Annotated in this window: 17 protein-coding genes and 2 pseudogenes; 12 read left to right on the top strand and 7 right to left on the bottom strand. The window is 38.4% G+C overall.

Annotated elements, in window-relative coordinates; translation table 11 throughout:
* Nucleotides 1–11: 11 nt before the first annotated feature.
* Together tnpB (UtA1_RS00390) and tnpA (UtA1_RS00385) are read right to left on the bottom strand one after the other, a co-directional pair.
* The gene (gene tnpB, locus UtA1_RS00390; RefSeq protein WP_096549687.1) at nt 12–368 is read right to left on the bottom strand and encodes an IS66 family insertion sequence element accessory protein TnpB; all 357 of its coding nucleotides are present in this window, start codon (nt 366–368) and stop codon (nt 12–14) included.
* Nucleotides 365–688: an IS66 family insertion sequence element accessory protein TnpA gene (gene tnpA, locus UtA1_RS00385; RefSeq protein ID WP_096549686.1), complete on the bottom strand. Its 324-nt coding sequence runs from the start codon at nt 686–688 to the stop codon at nt 365–367. Before tnpA (UtA1_RS00385) ends, tnpB (UtA1_RS00390) begins: the two co-directional genes overlap by 4 nt.
* 139 nt (nt 689–827) lie before the next feature.
* On the opposite strand from tnpA (UtA1_RS00385), the gene UtA1_RS00380 reads away from it, so the two are divergent.
* Nucleotides 828–1,469: a S1 family peptidase gene (locus UtA1_RS00380; RefSeq protein WP_331855311.1), complete on the top strand. Its 642-nt coding sequence runs from the start codon at nt 828–830 to the stop codon at nt 1,467–1,469.
* 109 nt (nt 1,470–1,578) lie between these two features.
* Nucleotides 1,579–1,755, top strand: a complete 177-nt coding sequence (locus UtA1_RS16890; RefSeq protein ID WP_016839467.1) for a hypothetical protein — start codon at nt 1,579–1,581, stop codon at nt 1,753–1,755.
* 836 nt (nt 1,756–2,591) lie between these two features.
* On the opposite strand, the gene UtA1_RS00375 is transcribed toward UtA1_RS16890, so the two are convergent.
* A complete protein-coding gene (locus UtA1_RS00375) occupies nt 2,592–4,064 on the bottom strand; it encodes a recombinase family protein (protein WP_096549684.1) in 1,473 nt (490 codons plus the stop codon).
* A 206-nt stretch (nt 4,065–4,270) separates the two neighbouring features.
* Between UtA1_RS00375 and UtA1_RS00370 the strand changes: the two genes are divergently transcribed.
* The 6 genes from UtA1_RS00370 to UtA1_RS00335 all read left to right on the top strand — a co-directional run bounded on the left by UtA1_RS00370 (nt 4,271) and on the right by UtA1_RS00335 (nt 10,087).
* A complete protein-coding gene (locus UtA1_RS00370) occupies nt 4,271–5,386 on the top strand; it encodes an IS4 family transposase (RefSeq protein ID WP_096549683.1) in 1,116 nt (371 codons plus the stop codon).
* A gap of 168 nt (nt 5,387–5,554) precedes the next feature.
* Nucleotides 5,555–5,857, top strand: coding sequence for an IS66 family insertion sequence element accessory protein TnpA (tnpA, locus tag UtA1_RS00365; protein ID WP_096549682.1), 303 nt, complete (start codon nt 5,555–5,557; stop codon nt 5,855–5,857).
* The gene (gene tnpB, locus UtA1_RS00360) at nt 5,847–6,203 is read left to right on the top strand and encodes an IS66 family insertion sequence element accessory protein TnpB (protein WP_096549681.1); all 357 of its coding nucleotides are present in this window, start codon (nt 5,847–5,849) and stop codon (nt 6,201–6,203) included. Before tnpA (UtA1_RS00365) ends, tnpB (UtA1_RS00360) begins: the two co-directional genes overlap by 11 nt.
* Before the next feature lie 711 nt (nt 6,204–6,914).
* Complete coding sequence (locus tag UtA1_RS00350) at nt 6,915–7,148, top strand: single-stranded DNA-binding protein (protein ID WP_096549680.1); 234 nt, start codon at nt 6,915–6,917, stop codon at nt 7,146–7,148.
* A 271-nt stretch (nt 7,149–7,419) separates the two neighbouring features.
* Nucleotides 7,420–8,214 carry a MerR family transcriptional regulator gene (locus tag UtA1_RS00340; protein WP_096549678.1) on the top strand — a complete coding sequence of 265 codons (795 nt, stop codon included), beginning with the start codon at nt 7,420–7,422 and terminating at the stop codon, nt 8,212–8,214.
* Nucleotides 8,192–10,087, top strand: a complete 1,896-nt coding sequence (locus UtA1_RS00335) for an ABC transporter ATP-binding protein (RefSeq protein ID WP_232019877.1) — start codon at nt 8,192–8,194, stop codon at nt 10,085–10,087. The genes UtA1_RS00340 and UtA1_RS00335 overlap by 23 nt, the downstream gene beginning before the upstream one ends.
* 472 nt (nt 10,088–10,559) lie before the next feature.
* Here UtA1_RS00335 and UtA1_RS00330 read toward each other — a convergent pair whose 3' ends face one another.
* Nucleotides 10,560–10,916 (bottom strand): transposase, encoded by a 357-nt coding sequence (locus UtA1_RS00330; RefSeq protein WP_197722733.1) that lies wholly within the window; start codon nt 10,914–10,916, stop codon nt 10,560–10,562.
* Nucleotides 10,917–11,057: 141 nt separating this feature from the next.
* Here UtA1_RS00330 and UtA1_RS00325 point away from each other — a divergent pair, with 141 nt between their 5' ends.
* The gene (locus UtA1_RS00325; RefSeq protein ID WP_096549676.1) at nt 11,058–11,273 is read left to right on the top strand and encodes a hypothetical protein; all 216 of its coding nucleotides are present in this window, start codon (nt 11,058–11,060) and stop codon (nt 11,271–11,273) included.
* Here UtA1_RS00325 and UtA1_RS00320 read toward each other — a convergent pair.
* Together UtA1_RS00320 and UtA1_RS00315 are read right to left on the bottom strand one after the other, a co-directional pair.
* Nucleotides 11,256–11,405, bottom strand: a pseudogene (locus UtA1_RS00320) (ATP-binding protein); the annotation flags it as partial. The gene UtA1_RS00325 and the pseudogene UtA1_RS00320 sit on opposite strands and share 18 nt — an antisense overlap.
* A gap of 170 nt (nt 11,406–11,575) precedes the next feature.
* Nucleotides 11,576–11,818, bottom strand: coding sequence for a hypothetical protein (locus tag UtA1_RS00315; protein WP_096549675.1), 243 nt, complete (start codon nt 11,816–11,818; stop codon nt 11,576–11,578).
* 332 nt (nt 11,819–12,150) lie between these two features.
* Between UtA1_RS00315 and UtA1_RS00310 the strand changes: the two genes are divergently transcribed.
* Nucleotides 12,151–12,687 carry a hypothetical protein gene (locus tag UtA1_RS00310; RefSeq protein WP_096549674.1) on the top strand — a complete coding sequence of 179 codons (537 nt, stop codon included), beginning with the start codon at nt 12,151–12,153 and terminating at the stop codon, nt 12,685–12,687.
* Between the two features lie 107 nt (nt 12,688–12,794).
* Here the strand turns inward: UtA1_RS00310 and UtA1_RS00305 are convergent.
* A pseudogene (locus UtA1_RS00305) lies at nt 12,795–12,938 on the bottom strand (transposase); the annotation flags it as partial.
* A gap of 151 nt (nt 12,939–13,089) precedes the next feature.
* On the opposite strand from UtA1_RS00305, the gene UtA1_RS17410 reads away from it, so the two are divergent.
* Both UtA1_RS17410 and UtA1_RS00295 read left to right on the top strand, forming a co-directional pair.
* Nucleotides 13,090–13,284 carry a hypothetical protein gene (locus UtA1_RS17410; protein WP_197722732.1) on the top strand — a complete coding sequence of 65 codons (195 nt, stop codon included), beginning with the start codon at nt 13,090–13,092 and terminating at the stop codon, nt 13,282–13,284.
* Nucleotides 13,285–13,546: 262 nt separating this feature from the next.
* Nucleotides 13,547–14,539: a lipoate--protein ligase gene (locus UtA1_RS00295; protein WP_096549673.1), complete on the top strand. Its 993-nt coding sequence runs from the start codon at nt 13,547–13,549 to the stop codon at nt 14,537–14,539.
* Nucleotides 14,540–14,673 lie beyond the last annotated feature (134 nt).

Genomic DNA, 14,673 nt, shown 5'->3' with positions numbered 1-14,673 from the left:
ATTTTTTAATTTTAAAGAATGGTACGAGCTTTCACTGCGGGATGCGCTTGTTTTTGCTCAATAGATAATCCGTCCAATAACCAACGAAGTTGGCGTGGACTAATATTCATTGGTGTCCCATCCTGATCGGATGGCCAGTCGAATGTTCCTCGCTCTAATCTTCGATAATGGAGCCAAAACCCATTATTATCCCATTGTAGGATTTTAAGTTTATCCCTTTTCCGATTACAGAAAACGAATAAACAAGGGGAAAAAGGATCCAAATCGAAGCATTCTTTGACGATGACTGCGAGACCATCTATCGATTTCCGGAGATCTGTGCTTCCACGCGCAAGGTACACTCGTTCAAAATTTGCGTTGGATATCATCGTTTTTGGATCACACGCACTACATCAGAAAGTAGATTCAAATCGGTGCCCGGACGTACTTCGATGGACAGAGCACCGTAATGAATAAGCACAGATTCCTGACCCGTATGATGGGAGGAGATATCTTGGACATCCACCGTCAACCATTTTGTTTGATGCTCATTCGTAGAAATTTCTTCCTCTCTAAACTTTCGTATCCAGTAGTACATTTGATGCTTTTTTACATCGTTGATGCGAGACCACTCAGCAGCACTCAACCCACTTGTTTTCCAAGCATCGTACCTAGATTTCCATTCTATTCTTTTGTCAGCATCATTCATAGCATAACCTCCAGCATTTTTTCTAAGGAGATTATCTCACGGAACATTCACAACTAGAAGGTGCTGAGTATTTGACGCTTACGAAGATAACAATTCATATGTAACAAATACTCTTAAGAATTTATATGGAGAAAAACGAATTGATGTTATAAAAGTATCACCTTTACAAAATGATTCACGTACAGATTATTATTACACTTTACAAGGCGGACTTAGAATTGTAAGTGAAAATAAGGATTCATGTACATCTAATGTAACTGTTTATGATAGTAAAAATAAGTATTATCTTTTAACTGCTGGACATTGCTCAAAAGTAGGGGTTAAGTGGACTCAAGGTGGGAAAGATATTGGTACTATGGTTTCAAGAATATATTCTGGAAACACCGATGCAGCAATTATTTCTATGGATAGTGGAAGAAAGGGAAAATATATTTATGCACATAAACCATCAGATATAAAGATTTCAGGTGTGCAGAGTTTATCAGGAGAAACCGTAGGCGATATTGTATGTAAAGCTGGTGCAACAACTGGTTTTAGTTGTGGCGAACTATTAGATAAAAACTACTCAGTATATGATCTTACACAATGGTGGAAAGGTTTAAGAAAAGCAAGTTATAGTTCTGCTGGTGGTGATAGTGGTGCACCGGTTATCACAACGAATGCAACAAATTATCTAATCGTTGGAATTCATAAAGGCAAGGATAATTCTAATGGTTATACCATATATACTCATATTCAAAATGCACTCAATAATTTTGGAGGTCTAAAGGTATATTATTAATAGAGGTCATGTATATATTACAAAAATGATGAAAACAAAGAAGAACACTTTTCTTATGAATTTACAAAAGAAAAGGCAAAAGAATTTAATAGACGAATGAAATTCCAAAATGCCATCAGAAACATCCTATTCACATATCATTCAAGTGATTAATGAATCAGATGTCTTAGACAAAATGAATGATATACTCAAAGAAACGGCTATTCTTGAAAGTTTTCTAGAGGATGAACATGTCGCATTTATGCGAGCCATTTTGAAACGCGTGATGCTTCTAGTCCATCAATAAAGAACCTAAAAATCTTGGATGTAAAACAAAAGATGAACGAGATGTTTAGTTAGCTGAACAGGTAGAAAAAGTGCCAAATCAATCAACTTACGAATAAGAATTAAAAGAGCAACTAGATATTCCATTGGGAAACCTTTGAATGATATACCCACCGAACCCAAATGGGTTGTGAAAAGAATAGTGAAGGTAAAATACATTCTAGTTTGGCTAAAAAGCACAGTTAGCAGTTTCAAAGAAGAGTTATTATATTGTCACTCGGATGATGTCTTTAGGAAATTTAAGTAATAGTAAAACTGCTATTCCTGATATTGATGAACTAGGGAATCCGTATCCGCTGCTCTATATGCATTTATAGAAGTAAATGGAAGTCGGCTCTACTGCATAAGATGATAATATCATAAGCCTCTTTTTTTAATTTTTTGCATTCTTAAAATAAATATTTGTATTATTGTGTAAGAAATAAAGCCCGAAAAGTCTTGAAAATATTAGGTTTAATCACAAGAGTTTAAAGCTGTCAGCTCAGCTTATACCATCAATGTGTGTCCATGGACCATATTGATGGTATTTTTTTGCCCTTAATTAGGTAGGATCGAGGATAATACAAGTCGTCAGCTGGTCCAAAGATCCAAATATACCACTCCAAATTTAATTATAACATCTATAAAATGGCAGAAATAGACTGTTTATTCTGAATTTCGACTGCTATACTTCGATAGTACATTATTGGTATTTCTTCGGGGGAATTTGCCATACTAATAATTTGGTCAGCTCAATTAATTGAAGAATTAGCTAACTGCAAGCCAATGGAGAAGGTTTTGAGAAGTTAGCTTCTGTATTTACTCATCATAACTATTTGGAGGAAAGATGAAATGAATAAAATATTTGATCCAAATAATCCTATTAAACTCTGTATAAGTGGAATGGAATTGGAGGAAAGTGGAAACAGTGAGGATGCAATCACGATGTTTCATAAAGCATGGTGTACCGTCCTCTTTTACCTCGATTCGATTAATCAGTCGATGGAGAATATCCTCGGTTAATTCATCGAAATTTAGGAATTGAAGTAATTCCTTTTTAAGCTTTTCAATCGTTTGGATTACATCCTCGCTTTCCATCAATGAAAGAAGTTCATTTTTCTGTTCCATTAATTCAGTTAAATCCTTGTTCGTTGCTTCAATACTCTCTTGATATTCTTCATGTGTGATAATTCCGTCAGCTAACAGGTTGATGAATTTCCTTTTTCGATTTTTTAAAACATCCATCTGTTTGTTAATCTTATTGATTTTCTTTTGAGAATCCGATTTTGTACTTTTCGATTTTCTCTCCATCTTCTTTATATATTTCTCTTTATCAACTTGTTGAATTAAGGTTTGGATGTCATCTAGGATCGTTTCTTTTAGAAAATCCTCTTTTATCGTGTGGGCGGTACAAGCCTTTTTGCCATGACGGGCATAATTTCCACAGATGTAGCCCCGACGATTACTTCTATACCACATTCCCGTACCACAGTCAGCACAATAGAGAATGTTGGTAAAAAGATGTAATTTGGGTGCTGTAATATATTTTCTTCTCTGCTCTAATTGATTTTGGACAGCATCAAACATTTCCCTTGATATAATTGGCTCATGTACATTTTTGATAATAAACTGTTCTTCTTTAGGAACGTTTTTTCTTCTTTTATTTGTTACACTTACTGTCGTTGTTCTTCCTTGAACAAGATCCCCGACGTAATGGGGATTTGTTAAGATACATCTAACTGTAGAGTCATGCCACTTATTTCCTGCATTTGCCTTTCCAGCAACTTGAGCAGGTGTTGGAATCCCTTCATTATATAGGCGTCTCGCAATACTTTGTCGTCCGTTTCCTTCAAAATATTCTTTGAAAATTCGTCTAACAATATTTGGTGTTTCATCGTTTCGAATATACAGTTTTCCATCTCGTACTTCATACTCATATGGAGGATTTGATCCTTTGAAAAGTCCATTTTTTGCACGGGTTTTTAATGTCTCCTTAACACGATTACTCATGTTTTGAGATTCTTGTTCGTACATCCATGCATAAAGGCCAAACACATGAGTGTTCCCTGTTAATGTATTGATCGCATTATCTAAAGTAATGATGTGAATCCCTTGGTTTTCACATAAGTTTTTGATTTTATAGGATAATTCTCCATTTCGGGCAAGGCGTGATAACTCTTTGGCAAGAATGATATCGAACTTCTTATCCTGAGCATCTTCAATAAGTTTTTGAAGTTCTTCTCTTTTTGCCGTCGTCCCGTAAGCGCCAAATATCCCACACCTTCTAACCATTATGATGTTTTGTGATAATTAGATCAACATCAAAAGTTAGGAGGTTTTTATTTTTATGTCCCCAGACACTAGCATTGCACTAATTAAATCTGATGATTCAAAATACTAAGAATGTTCAATTTTTTATTGATTTCGAAACAAAAAAATCCTTTACAATGGAAGTACAGGTGGTTCCTGTCCAAATCCAATCGTAAAGGATAAACGTTATGGACAAGAATACACTAATTTCATCATTTGGTAAATGGGTTTCACCCATAAATATTCAAAAACTTAGCGAACAAGTCAAAGAATTGAAACAGGACTATTACACAAAAAAGCTGACAACAGAAGCCTATATTAAACTTTTATTGGTAGCCCAGCTGCTCGAATTTAAGAGCTTAGAGGAAATGAGTGATGCACTTGTAGACGAAGATCTTCAAAAAGCACTCGGATTTGAATCGATAAGTGCCTCTCAGCTATCCCGAAAAAACAATCAGATCAACCCACTAATTCTTGCAAATTTGTTCTTGGATCTTGTTTGGAAAATTCAACGGTACCATTATAAAACCGGAAAGAATATGCCACTGAAAATCATTGATTCAAGTACACTCCCGTTGAATTTGACCAATTATAAATGGGCAAAATTCCGTAAAACAAAAGCTGGTGTAAAGCTACACTTACGGCTCGTTTTCATGGATAAAGACACCGTCTATCCTGAAAAAGCAGTGATTACGACAGCAAAAGAACATGACCGAAATCAACTCGAAGTCCTAGTGGATGATAAAGAAGCCATGTATGTGTTTGACCGCGGTTATGTGGACTATGAACGTTTTGATCGGATGACAGATGATGGCTATTTCTTCGTTTCAAGACTGAAGAAAAACGCAGTCATTCGTGAAGTCTATACATTTTCACTTCCTGATGATTGTCACGTTCTATCCGATAAAATGGTCTACATTGGTACCACACAAAATCGTACTGAAAATGTCTTTCGTCTACTAGAAGTTATGGACACAAAAGGGAACTTACTTCGTTTCATCACCAACCGATTTGATTTAAAACCAGAAGAGATAAGTGATATTTACCGATCTCGCTGGGCTATTGAACTCTTTTTCAAATGGCTCAAGCAACACGTAGAAATTAAGCACTTTTATGGAATGAGTGAAACAGCTATTCAAAATCAAATTTTCTTAGCCCTTATCACGTATTGCTTACATGTTCTCATTCAATTGGAGATGAAAAGTAAGAAATCTCTACTTCGAATTACTCGTTGGTTAAAGAGAGCTCTGTGGAAACCAGCTTATGTTTGGTTGCGAAAATTTGATGGGCGAGCCAGTCCATAATCTCCCTTTTGTCGTTGTCGCTCTGGTTTAACTGTATATATTTACCAAATGGGCAGTGCCACCTTTCTTTAGGTTTTGTCTTTTTGGCACAAATTCACAAAAATTAATTAACAGAAAATTCTAACTATATTTATGCAATGCTAATGGTCCCCAGATGAACGAAAACAATTGTGGCAACAACGAATCGAATCTTATCGATCTAGTGGAGAGTCAAGTATAAAAGCTTGGTGCAAACAAAATCAAGTAGATCATCAAAGTATGTATAAATGGATGAAAAGACTAGAGTTAGAGACAACTGAAACTTCACGGACTTCCCCTCAATGGCTAACTGTTGAAGTATCCCATCCGTTGGATGAAAAAAACTCCCCGCTCATCGTTAACATTGGGGAATTTTCCATCGAAGTAAAAGAAGGTTTCAATCCACTCCTTTTCAACGAAGTGGTTCAGGTGCTGAAAACACATGTTAAGTAAAACATCCATTCAACATGTTTATTTAGCAGCGGGGGCAACGGATTTACGCAAGTCGATTGATGGATTAGCAGCCATTGTTCAAATGAGCTTTCAGTTAAATCCTTTCTCTTCTAATCTCTTTGTTTTCTGTAATCGGAAACGAGATAAATTGAAAATTCTCCATTGGGATCACAATGGGTTTTGGTTGTACTATCGTCGTTTAGAGAAAGGGGTCTTTCAATGGCCTGATGAAAGAACTCCCGGCCCTTTATGCATCACTCCCCGCCAATTCAGTTGGTTGCTCGATGGTCTTTCATTTGAACAAAAACAAGCACATGAACAAGTATCAGCTAAAATCATGGTTTAAAAGGAATTTGACATTGACCTGTCAATTCCTTTCCTTTATGTGCGCCCGGAATGTACATGAACTATAGGGTGTAAGTCCCGAACCCCGAAGACAGAAGCAGAGGTTAGCTCAACGAAAGGGTGTCCGTGGTGACGCGGAATCTGAAGGAAGCTGGAGGCAAAACACCGGTCCGAGGAACACGAACCTCATATAAGGCTAGGTATGATTGAGTGAGTTTGCATCACAAAACAAAGCTCTTTCTGTCGAAGGTCATATCGAGTAAATGAGGCGGATAGATGGTGTGAAAGTGCATGTACTTACCCGGGGAGGTCTGGCGGATAGGTGAAGTACTCTTCATAACCTACTTAGTGATAAGTAGCTGAACCGTCAGAAGTCAGCAGAGGTCATAGTATTAGTTGGTTTAGAACTACTAAGAAGGACCGAACAATTAAGAGAGAATAGCCCTTGGCATTCAGTGAGTCATGATGAACACAGAAAACGTAGTACCTCACTTGAGGAAGGAAGCGGTGAATCCCGTGGGGGACTCTTTTCGAACAATTACCATTGATAGATCACAATGATGTAGAAGCCATCGATCAACTCCTTCCTTGGTCGAAGACAATTCCAGAAGAATGTCGCATACCAAATAAAACTAAATAGAGCATATAATAAACGCCCACGAAAAAACACGTGAGCGTTATTTTACGCTTACATTGATAAGGAGATGACAACATGAGTGATGTTAATGAGCTACTAGAACAAGCTATTAAGGAAACTGAAAACTTGAATGAAGGTGAAGTCTTTCTTGTTAAAGACCTGTTCAAGGGTTATGTATGGAATAGAATACCCAGAAAGGATCTACTTCTGCTTGGGACTTTATTTTTAAACTACGTAAATAAAATGGAAGGTAACATAAAGGCTATTGAAAAGACCTCATCTAACCAGCAGAGGTATCAGAAGGTTTGAGGATATAGCAAAGCTATTATGAAGGGCAATAAAAAACTATAAATTATATTAGGGTGTATGAGGTGGATCTTTGCTTAATTTAAGGCAATTAGTAGATGACTTTTTCTTGTTTGTTCAGTCTAAGAGCATTGAAATTTATAATGAGTTTAGCCTCCAGCATGAGCTGGGGATATTCCTACGTGAAAAGCTTACAAACGAAATTATGCAAATAAAGAAACGCTTGATTCTTACGTTACGTAAAGTTGTACAATGAATTCGGAGGTTGATTGAGATGATGAAAGAGCAAATGTCCATTGGAGAATTCTCCCGTATAGCCCGTGTCAGTCCACGCACGCTGCGATTTTATGAAGAGCAAGGCTTGCTCAAGCCAAGCTATATTAGTGATTCCGGGAGAAGGTATTATCGCCCGGACGATCTAATTCCGCTACAGCAAATCATTGCATACAAATATCTTGGTTTTTCATTGAAAGACATTAAAGGGATCATGTCCGGACAAGCGGGGGACAGCAACGCCTTGCTACGATCTTTGCGAATGCAGAAACAGGCTTTGGAGCATAAACAGCAACACATTCAGCAAATTTTGAAAGCGATTGATCATGCTGCCGCGGTACTTGAAGCCGAGCATAGGATAGATCCGCAAGTGATCTCCTTCTTGATTCACAGCATCGTGACGGAGCAGCAGCAGATGGAATGGATGTCTGATTGGTTTCCAGAGCCGTTGATTCAGAGAATAAAGGAAAATTTCGCGGACGAAAGCAAAGAGCGGGACTGGAACATGCGCTCGACATTGATCCTTCAAGACCTCAAACAAGCATTGCGCAACCATCGTCCAGACTCCGAAGAAGTCCAGCAGCTCATCGAGCAATTTATGGCTCTCGCTAACGAACTGATGGGCGACAATTGGTACTTTATGAATGAATATGCGGATCACTTAGAAAATATAGAACTGCCCGCTGCTATCGGCACCCCGTTTACAGAAGAGGAAGAGAAATGGTTTACAGAAGCGTTCGAGTACTATTCCATAAAGAAAGGACTGTTTTCAGATGGACACAGAGAGAGTGAATAATCATGACCAGGGACGACAATGGCGGAAGTTTTTGCGAATGTTGCGCAGTGCCGTTCCCAGGAGAGGGCTGTTTGCCGTTGCCATCATCCTAAGTGTATTGGAAGCTGCAGGCGGCTTGATTGTGCCGCTTTTCACCCGTGATTTGATTGATCAATTTGCGGCTAGTGGTCTCGATATCGGCGTCATCATTTGGCTCATAGCGGCGTTTTTTGTGCAGGCGGCTGCGGGCGGATTTTCCTACTATTTCATGACGTATATTGGCGAGATGTTCGTGAGAAACATCCGATTGCGCTTGTGGAATCACATTCTCAAACTCAAAGTTTCCTACTTTGACAAGCACGAATCCGGCGAGCTGATCAGCCGTGTTACACAGGATCCGAACACGCTTAAGACACTAATAACGAACCATCTCGTCACCTCCATCTCCGGCATTCTTTCGATCATCGGCGCATTAGCGATCCTGTTTGTCATCGACTGGAAAATGACACTCATTATGCTTTCCGCAGTGCCAGTGTCCATGCTGATTTTGGCTCCATTAGGCAGACTGGTGTACAAAATTTCCTTGCAAATGCAAGATGAGCTTGCCGCTTTCAGCGCGGGACTCGGTCGCGTGCTCAGCGACATCCGTCTTGTGAAATCGCACAATGCCCAGTCCGTTGAGCGCGAACGGGGCGAGCGAAAGATTGCCAGCTTGTTTCACTTCGGCATGAGAGAAGCACGCATCCAAGCATTCGTCTCACCACTAATGACAACCGTGATCATGGCCGTGCTGGTCGTCATCATCGGATACGGTGGAGCGCGCGTTTCCGCCGGTGATTTGTCTGCCGGAACACTGGTTGCTGTCATTATTTATATGTTCCAGGTCGTAGTGCCATTCAGCATGCTGGCACAGTTTTTCACCGCCTTTCAAAAAGCGATGGGAGCGACCGAGCGCATCCAAGAGTTGCTATGCACTGATCCAGAGCAGTCAACAGGACGCATACAGCAAAATCAGCAAAATGATGATCCTGACCATCAGGAGCCAGACCGTCAATCGAAGTCTGATTTCGCAACCGCGTTAACGCTGTCTGCGGACTGGGAGCAATCGGAAGATGTGTCATACCAAGTCGATTGGAATCAGCCCATCCACTTCCAGGACGTATCCTTTGGCTATGGGCAAGAGGACGAGGTGCTGCGCAGCTTAAACTTCACGATTGAGCCGGGGCAAACTGTCGCCTTCGTCGGGCCGAGCGGTGCCGGTAAGACAACGATCTTCTCCTTGTTGGAGCGGTTTTATGAAACGTCGGCGGGCAGCATCATGCTCGGAGAGCAGAACATCGAACAAATTCCGCTTCACGCTTGGCGGGAAGGGATCGGCTACGTCCTGCAAGAAAGCCCGCTCATGTCAGGTTCGATCAAAAGCAATATCACGTACGGGCTCACGCGTCCGGTTACCGACGACGAAGTGCGCGAGGCTGCGCGTCTGGCTAATGCCGCGGCATTTATCGAACAATTGCCGTCAGGATACGACACCGAGGTTGGCGAACGGGGCATCAAGCTTTCCGGTGGTCAGCGCCAGCGCATCGCCATTGCTCGCGCTCTGCTGCGCGATCCAAAGCTGCTACTTCTGGACGAAGCGACGTCGAATCTGGATAGCGAATCGGAAGCACTTGTCCAGGAAGCACTGCAAAACTTGATGCATGGTCGCACGACGCTTATCATCGCGCATCGCTTGTCAACCGTCGTTGATGCAGACCAAATCATCTTCCTGGAGAATGGCATCTTGACTGGCCAAGGAACGCATGCTCAATTGATGGATGGACATGCATTGTACCGTAAGTTCGTTCATCAGCAGATGAAGCAAGAATCCAACTTCAGCGTCTATACATCCTAGGGACGCAATCGGCGATGTATTCATTTTTTCGATATGTAAAAATTAATCGATATATTCCCGCCTACCGATAGTAAAAAAAGTGCCTTTGACTTGTTTCCGACTACCGACAATGTAAAAGACATCAATCCACCCCGCTCGTTGCACGTTGAGTGCGTGGTATTGATGTCAAGGGTTGAGAAATAAAGATACTTTAAGCACTTATAGATAAAGGGTTTCCTGACATTGAATTTTTCTCATGACATCTTTGTCGAGGACGTTAATGTCGGGAAACCCTTATTTTTATTCTTTGAGGAAACATGTCAACTACCATGAAAGTGATAGGGGTTGAGTTGATAGGTTAGATTTTTTATTGGGGTTGAGAAGGCAGGATAGATAATTAAAGGTTCTTTGTCAAATGGTGTTGGTGAATAAATTTTAGTGACATTATTTGGTGATGTGTAATCGGATGGTTTAGGGGAAATTCGAGGTTCCCCTAAGCTGTTTTTATTTTCGCTAAGTTTTGGGTAATGAATATTCGGTTTCTAAAGTGATAGAAGGATCGATAACCGAAAGAAATGCGTTTGATCACTTTGATTTTGTTATTAATCCCCTCTAAAATGCCGTTATTATAATCGTACTTTAGCGTATTCTCGACGTAATTGATGTATTTGTTGATTGTCTTGATGGCGGTTTTCATATAGCTGGAAACGATATTTTGTTTATTCTCTAATGTTTTCTTTAGGAGCTCAAAGTCTTTGATTTTTATGCAATGTTGCACGTATTGATATAACTCATAGGACGCTTTTAATTCAGAATCTAAATCAATGAGATAGTGGAGTGTGTATGGCAAAATAAAAGTGCAGAACTTTGCAAAGGAAAAATGCAGAGTCCTGCACTAAATTTTTGTGCATAAACAAAAAAAGACTTGCCAGTCACCCCAAGTCCCACTACAGTAATTGTGTCAAGCAATTGGTAGTGGAGGTAAGAAAGGATGCTAGCAATGTCTGATATTAATTGTATCAAACATTTAAGAAATAACAAAGGTTTATCTATTTCAGAAATACAAAGAACAATGGGAATTAATTGGCGAACAGCTAAGAAGTATGCGGATGAAGATCAACTCCCTAAACAGAAATCATTTAAAAAGAAAGGGATGATGTATGAGGAAAAGTGGGGAGAAATTGTTTCAGATTACTGCTTCCGTTAAGATTGGATCACCAAAGACATTATTCCACTGGCTAAACTGTAAATTTGTTGTGACAATGATACTTTTGGTTTCATAACACATGGAGATAACCTGAAATAACAATTCTGCCCCTTGTTTATGCAAAGGAATGAAAAGAATCCATTTTGTTCACTCTTTTTTCAAAAATGGATTCTTTTTGATTCTCACCAGATAAGGATTCTAATTCAAACGTAGCATTAATTATTGCATTATCAAATGTTAATGGATATTGATATTTTCCCGAACAGAATTATTGTCGAAAACTCATTTACTAAAATCCATATTCATTCAGATTGTTTGATAATTTTCAATTGATAAAATCCTATGCTACATACAAAAATGCCTAAAAATAAAAAGAATGGGACAAAAAAATTGTCTAGAAATTTTGGATAAAAAACGGTAAGGTCAGCTCCAGATGCACTTCCAATCCACATAACATACGTTGATAAATAAGCGTTTATTCTCTCCAAAGTATAAAGTAAACCCCCAAACATCATTAAGATAGATCCTAAATAGATAAATTTCAATGTGTATCCCTCCATTCAATTTTATTATAATAAAAAGTAGAAAAAACAACATTTAACATATTTATAATAATTAACGAATAAAGTAAAATGTTACTAATAATAGATTAGCAGGGAAAATATATGAAAAAATTAAAGTTGCTACTTTAGGTTTTTCTGCATTACTTCTTGCTACTGCTCCACTTGCATCAGCACAAACTAATATTGAACCTACATTAACACCTTTAATTCAATCTGAAACTCAGGATACAGTTGTTTCAGCTTATGGAAAAAAATTTATTATTTCTCCTAGTGCGGAAGGACAAATTACTGATGAAGAACTAGAAGCAATTTCAATGCAAGCTACTAGCGACGAAATCATTATTAATAATGTATATACTTCATTAAATGATAATAATTTACGATTAGGAGGAGCTTCACCAGAAAGAGAAAATAATAATGTAATTTCTCCTAATGCTTGGTATGATCTTTCAATCAAATGGTCTGTAACAAAATTTGTAAAACAAACAGATACCCCATTACAAGCCAAACAAATCGCAACTGTTCCAGCAGGTGGTACTAAAAAAATATCTACTAAATATACAACAAAATCCTCATTTACTGTTAGTGGTTCTGCAAAGGAAAAGGGTTTAACTGCTGCTGTAGAAAGTAATTTAACTGGTGATTTGACTTACACAATCGAAAAAACCTACACAGGACCATCAATTGATTCTGGATATGTTTCGTATGTTTTTTGGCTAACTCCATTTGTAAATCGTGGTACTTGGACTGCAAAAGGTACAGGAGTTCCATCAGGCGATGAATATGGACCATACAATGGATCATATGAGGAACCGACTAAGTTTGTAGAATGGACTCAACCTATAAAATAATATGTAATTAAGAGGTTGGGACATAAGTATTTTTCAACCTCAAAAATAAGGGGTGAGTTGTTTGAAACAACTCATCCTTTTACAATTTCATCCAATTTATGAGAGTTTTACACCCCTCGTAGTGCATATTTTCTTAAATTTGTGGCCATTAGGGCAATTCCCATTTCAATTTTTACTTTGAATTTTCCTCGAACGGAAAATCGTGTGAATCCCAAAATAGCCTTCAAAAATCCAAAAACTGGTTCTAACTCTCTGGAAGTGGTGGAAGAGGTTCTTCGGGAGTATGAACACACCTTGCTTTTTGTCTCTCATGATCGGCGCTTTATAAATTCAGTAGCGAATCAGATTATGATTATCGAAGACTGCAAACTTAAAACTTTCAAGGGCAGCTATGATGAATAAATGGCTAGCAAGACTGAAGTTAAAGACAGGAAAAAAGAGCAGATTAAGGAAGAAATTTTACGATTAGAAATTCGGTTGACGGAGGTAATAAGTAAAATTTCTATGCCTTCCAAAAAGGATGACCCCAAGCTTTTAGAGATAGAATACAATGAGATTTTAGGAGAAATCCGTCGTTTGAAAAATCTCCTTCAATAAAATCGAAATACAAGATCTACGCCAATCATAAAAATAGCCCTCAGTCCGAAAAAATCGTGATTGAAGGGCTATTTGTCATGTGTCCTAAAAGAGCAGGCGTTTTTTATTCGTCTCACTTGATTCGAGCTTACTTTAATTTGATGACAACGATAATAGTTGTCGTTTTTTATTTTGATGAAAAATTCAATCATACTAAAAAAATCAGTATGAGCCATTTTTCGTGTAAAATAGATATGGACAATTTGTATAGGAGGATACATAAATGTATTTCGTTGATAATAAAGGCATTACAGACCCTAGAGTGAACTTGGCAATTGAAGAATATCTTGTAAGAAACATGGATGTTGAGCAAGATGATTTTTTACTGTTCTATATCAATCAACCGTCCATTATTATCGGTAAAAATCAAAACACATATGAAGAAATTAACACAGACTACGTTGAAGAAAATGGAATCATCGTCGTTCGGCGACTTTCTGGTGGCGGAGCGGTGTATCACGATTTAAATAATTTAAATTTCAGCTTTATCACGAAGGACGACGGAAACAGCTTCCACAATTATAAAAGATTCACCCAGCCTGTAGTAGATGCATTGGCAAAATTAGGGGTGAACGCGGAACTGTCTGGTCGCAATGATATTTTAGTGGAAGGACGAAAAGTTTCAGGAAACGCGCAATATGTAACACGCGGCCGTTTGGTTAGCCACGGCACATTGATGTTCAATCTAGATCTGGATGCGGTGGTAAATTCATTAAAAGTAAAGCAAGACAAAATTGAATCAAAAGGCATTAAATCCGTACGTTCACGTGTAGCAAACATCATTGATTTCTTGCCGGAAAAAATTACGGTAGAACAGTTCCGAATGGAAATTTTGAAATCGATTTTCGGTGGCGAGGAGAATATCCGATATTACGAGCTGTCAGAACAAGATTGGGAAAATATTAATACGATATCGAAAGAACGCTACCAAAAATGGGAATGGAACTATGGAAAATCACCGCGCTTTAATATGCAAAAGCAAAAGCGCTTCCCATCCGGGGAAATTGATATTCGTTTAGAAGTGAACAAAGGAATCATTGAAGAAATTAAGATTTTTGGTGATTTCTTTGGCATGGAAGACGTAGAACAAATCGAGCAACGTTTAGTTGGTGTACGCTATGCTTATAAAGATATTGAAGAAGCTTTGGCGGATGTTGATATTTCCAGATATTTCGGCGGCGTAACGATGGATGATTTCTTACAATTAATTTATTAAGTAGTTAAAGTTAAGCTAACAGTTGAATATTAACAGCAAAGGCTGAAATAAAAAAAGAACGAATTTCTAAATTAAAGAAGTTCGTTCTTTTTCATGGTGCGCCCGGCATGTACATGAACTATAGGGTGTAAGTC

This window comes from Ureibacillus thermosphaericus (assembly GCF_002370195.2).
Taxonomy (GTDB): Bacteria; Bacillota; Bacilli; order Bacillales_A; family Planococcaceae; genus Ureibacillus; species Ureibacillus thermosphaericus.
This window is presented reverse-complemented; position numbering and strand designations above follow the sequence as displayed.

Excerpts from the sequence above, each read along its gene's own strand:
- UtA1_RS17410 (WP_197722732.1), top strand. The coding sequence starts at position 13,090 with ATGGCTAGCAAGACTGAAGTTAAAGACAGGAAAAAAGAGCAGATTAAG.
- tnpB (WP_096549681.1), top strand. The coding sequence starts at position 5,847 with ATGTTAAGTAAAACATCCATTCAACATGTTTATTTAGCAGCGGGGGCA.
- UtA1_RS16890 (WP_016839467.1), top strand. The coding sequence starts at position 1,579 with ATGCCATCAGAAACATCCTATTCACATATCATTCAAGTGATTAATGAA.
- tnpA (WP_096549686.1), bottom strand. The coding sequence starts at position 688 with ATGAATGATGCTGACAAAAGAATAGAATGGAAATCTAGGTACGATGCT.
- UtA1_RS00310 (WP_096549674.1), top strand. The coding sequence starts at position 12,151 with ATGCAAGCTACTAGCGACGAAATCATTATTAATAATGTATATACTTCA.
- UtA1_RS00335 (WP_232019877.1), top strand. The coding sequence starts at position 8,192 with ATGGACACAGAGAGAGTGAATAATCATGACCAGGGACGACAATGGCGG.
- UtA1_RS00370 (WP_096549683.1), top strand. The coding sequence starts at position 4,271 with ATGGACAAGAATACACTAATTTCATCATTTGGTAAATGGGTTTCACCC.
- UtA1_RS00350 (WP_096549680.1), top strand. The coding sequence starts at position 6,915 with ATGAGTGATGTTAATGAGCTACTAGAACAAGCTATTAAGGAAACTGAA.
- UtA1_RS00340 (WP_096549678.1), top strand. The coding sequence starts at position 7,420 with ATGATGAAAGAGCAAATGTCCATTGGAGAATTCTCCCGTATAGCCCGT.
- tnpB (WP_096549687.1), bottom strand. The coding sequence starts at position 368 with ATGATATCCAACGCAAATTTTGAACGAGTGTACCTTGCGCGTGGAAGC.
- UtA1_RS00295 (WP_096549673.1), top strand. The coding sequence starts at position 13,547 with ATGTATTTCGTTGATAATAAAGGCATTACAGACCCTAGAGTGAACTTG.
- UtA1_RS00375 (WP_096549684.1), bottom strand. The coding sequence starts at position 4,064 with ATGGTTAGAAGGTGTGGGATATTTGGCGCTTACGGGACGACGGCAAAA.
- UtA1_RS00325 (WP_096549676.1), top strand. The coding sequence starts at position 11,058 with ATGCTAGCAATGTCTGATATTAATTGTATCAAACATTTAAGAAATAAC.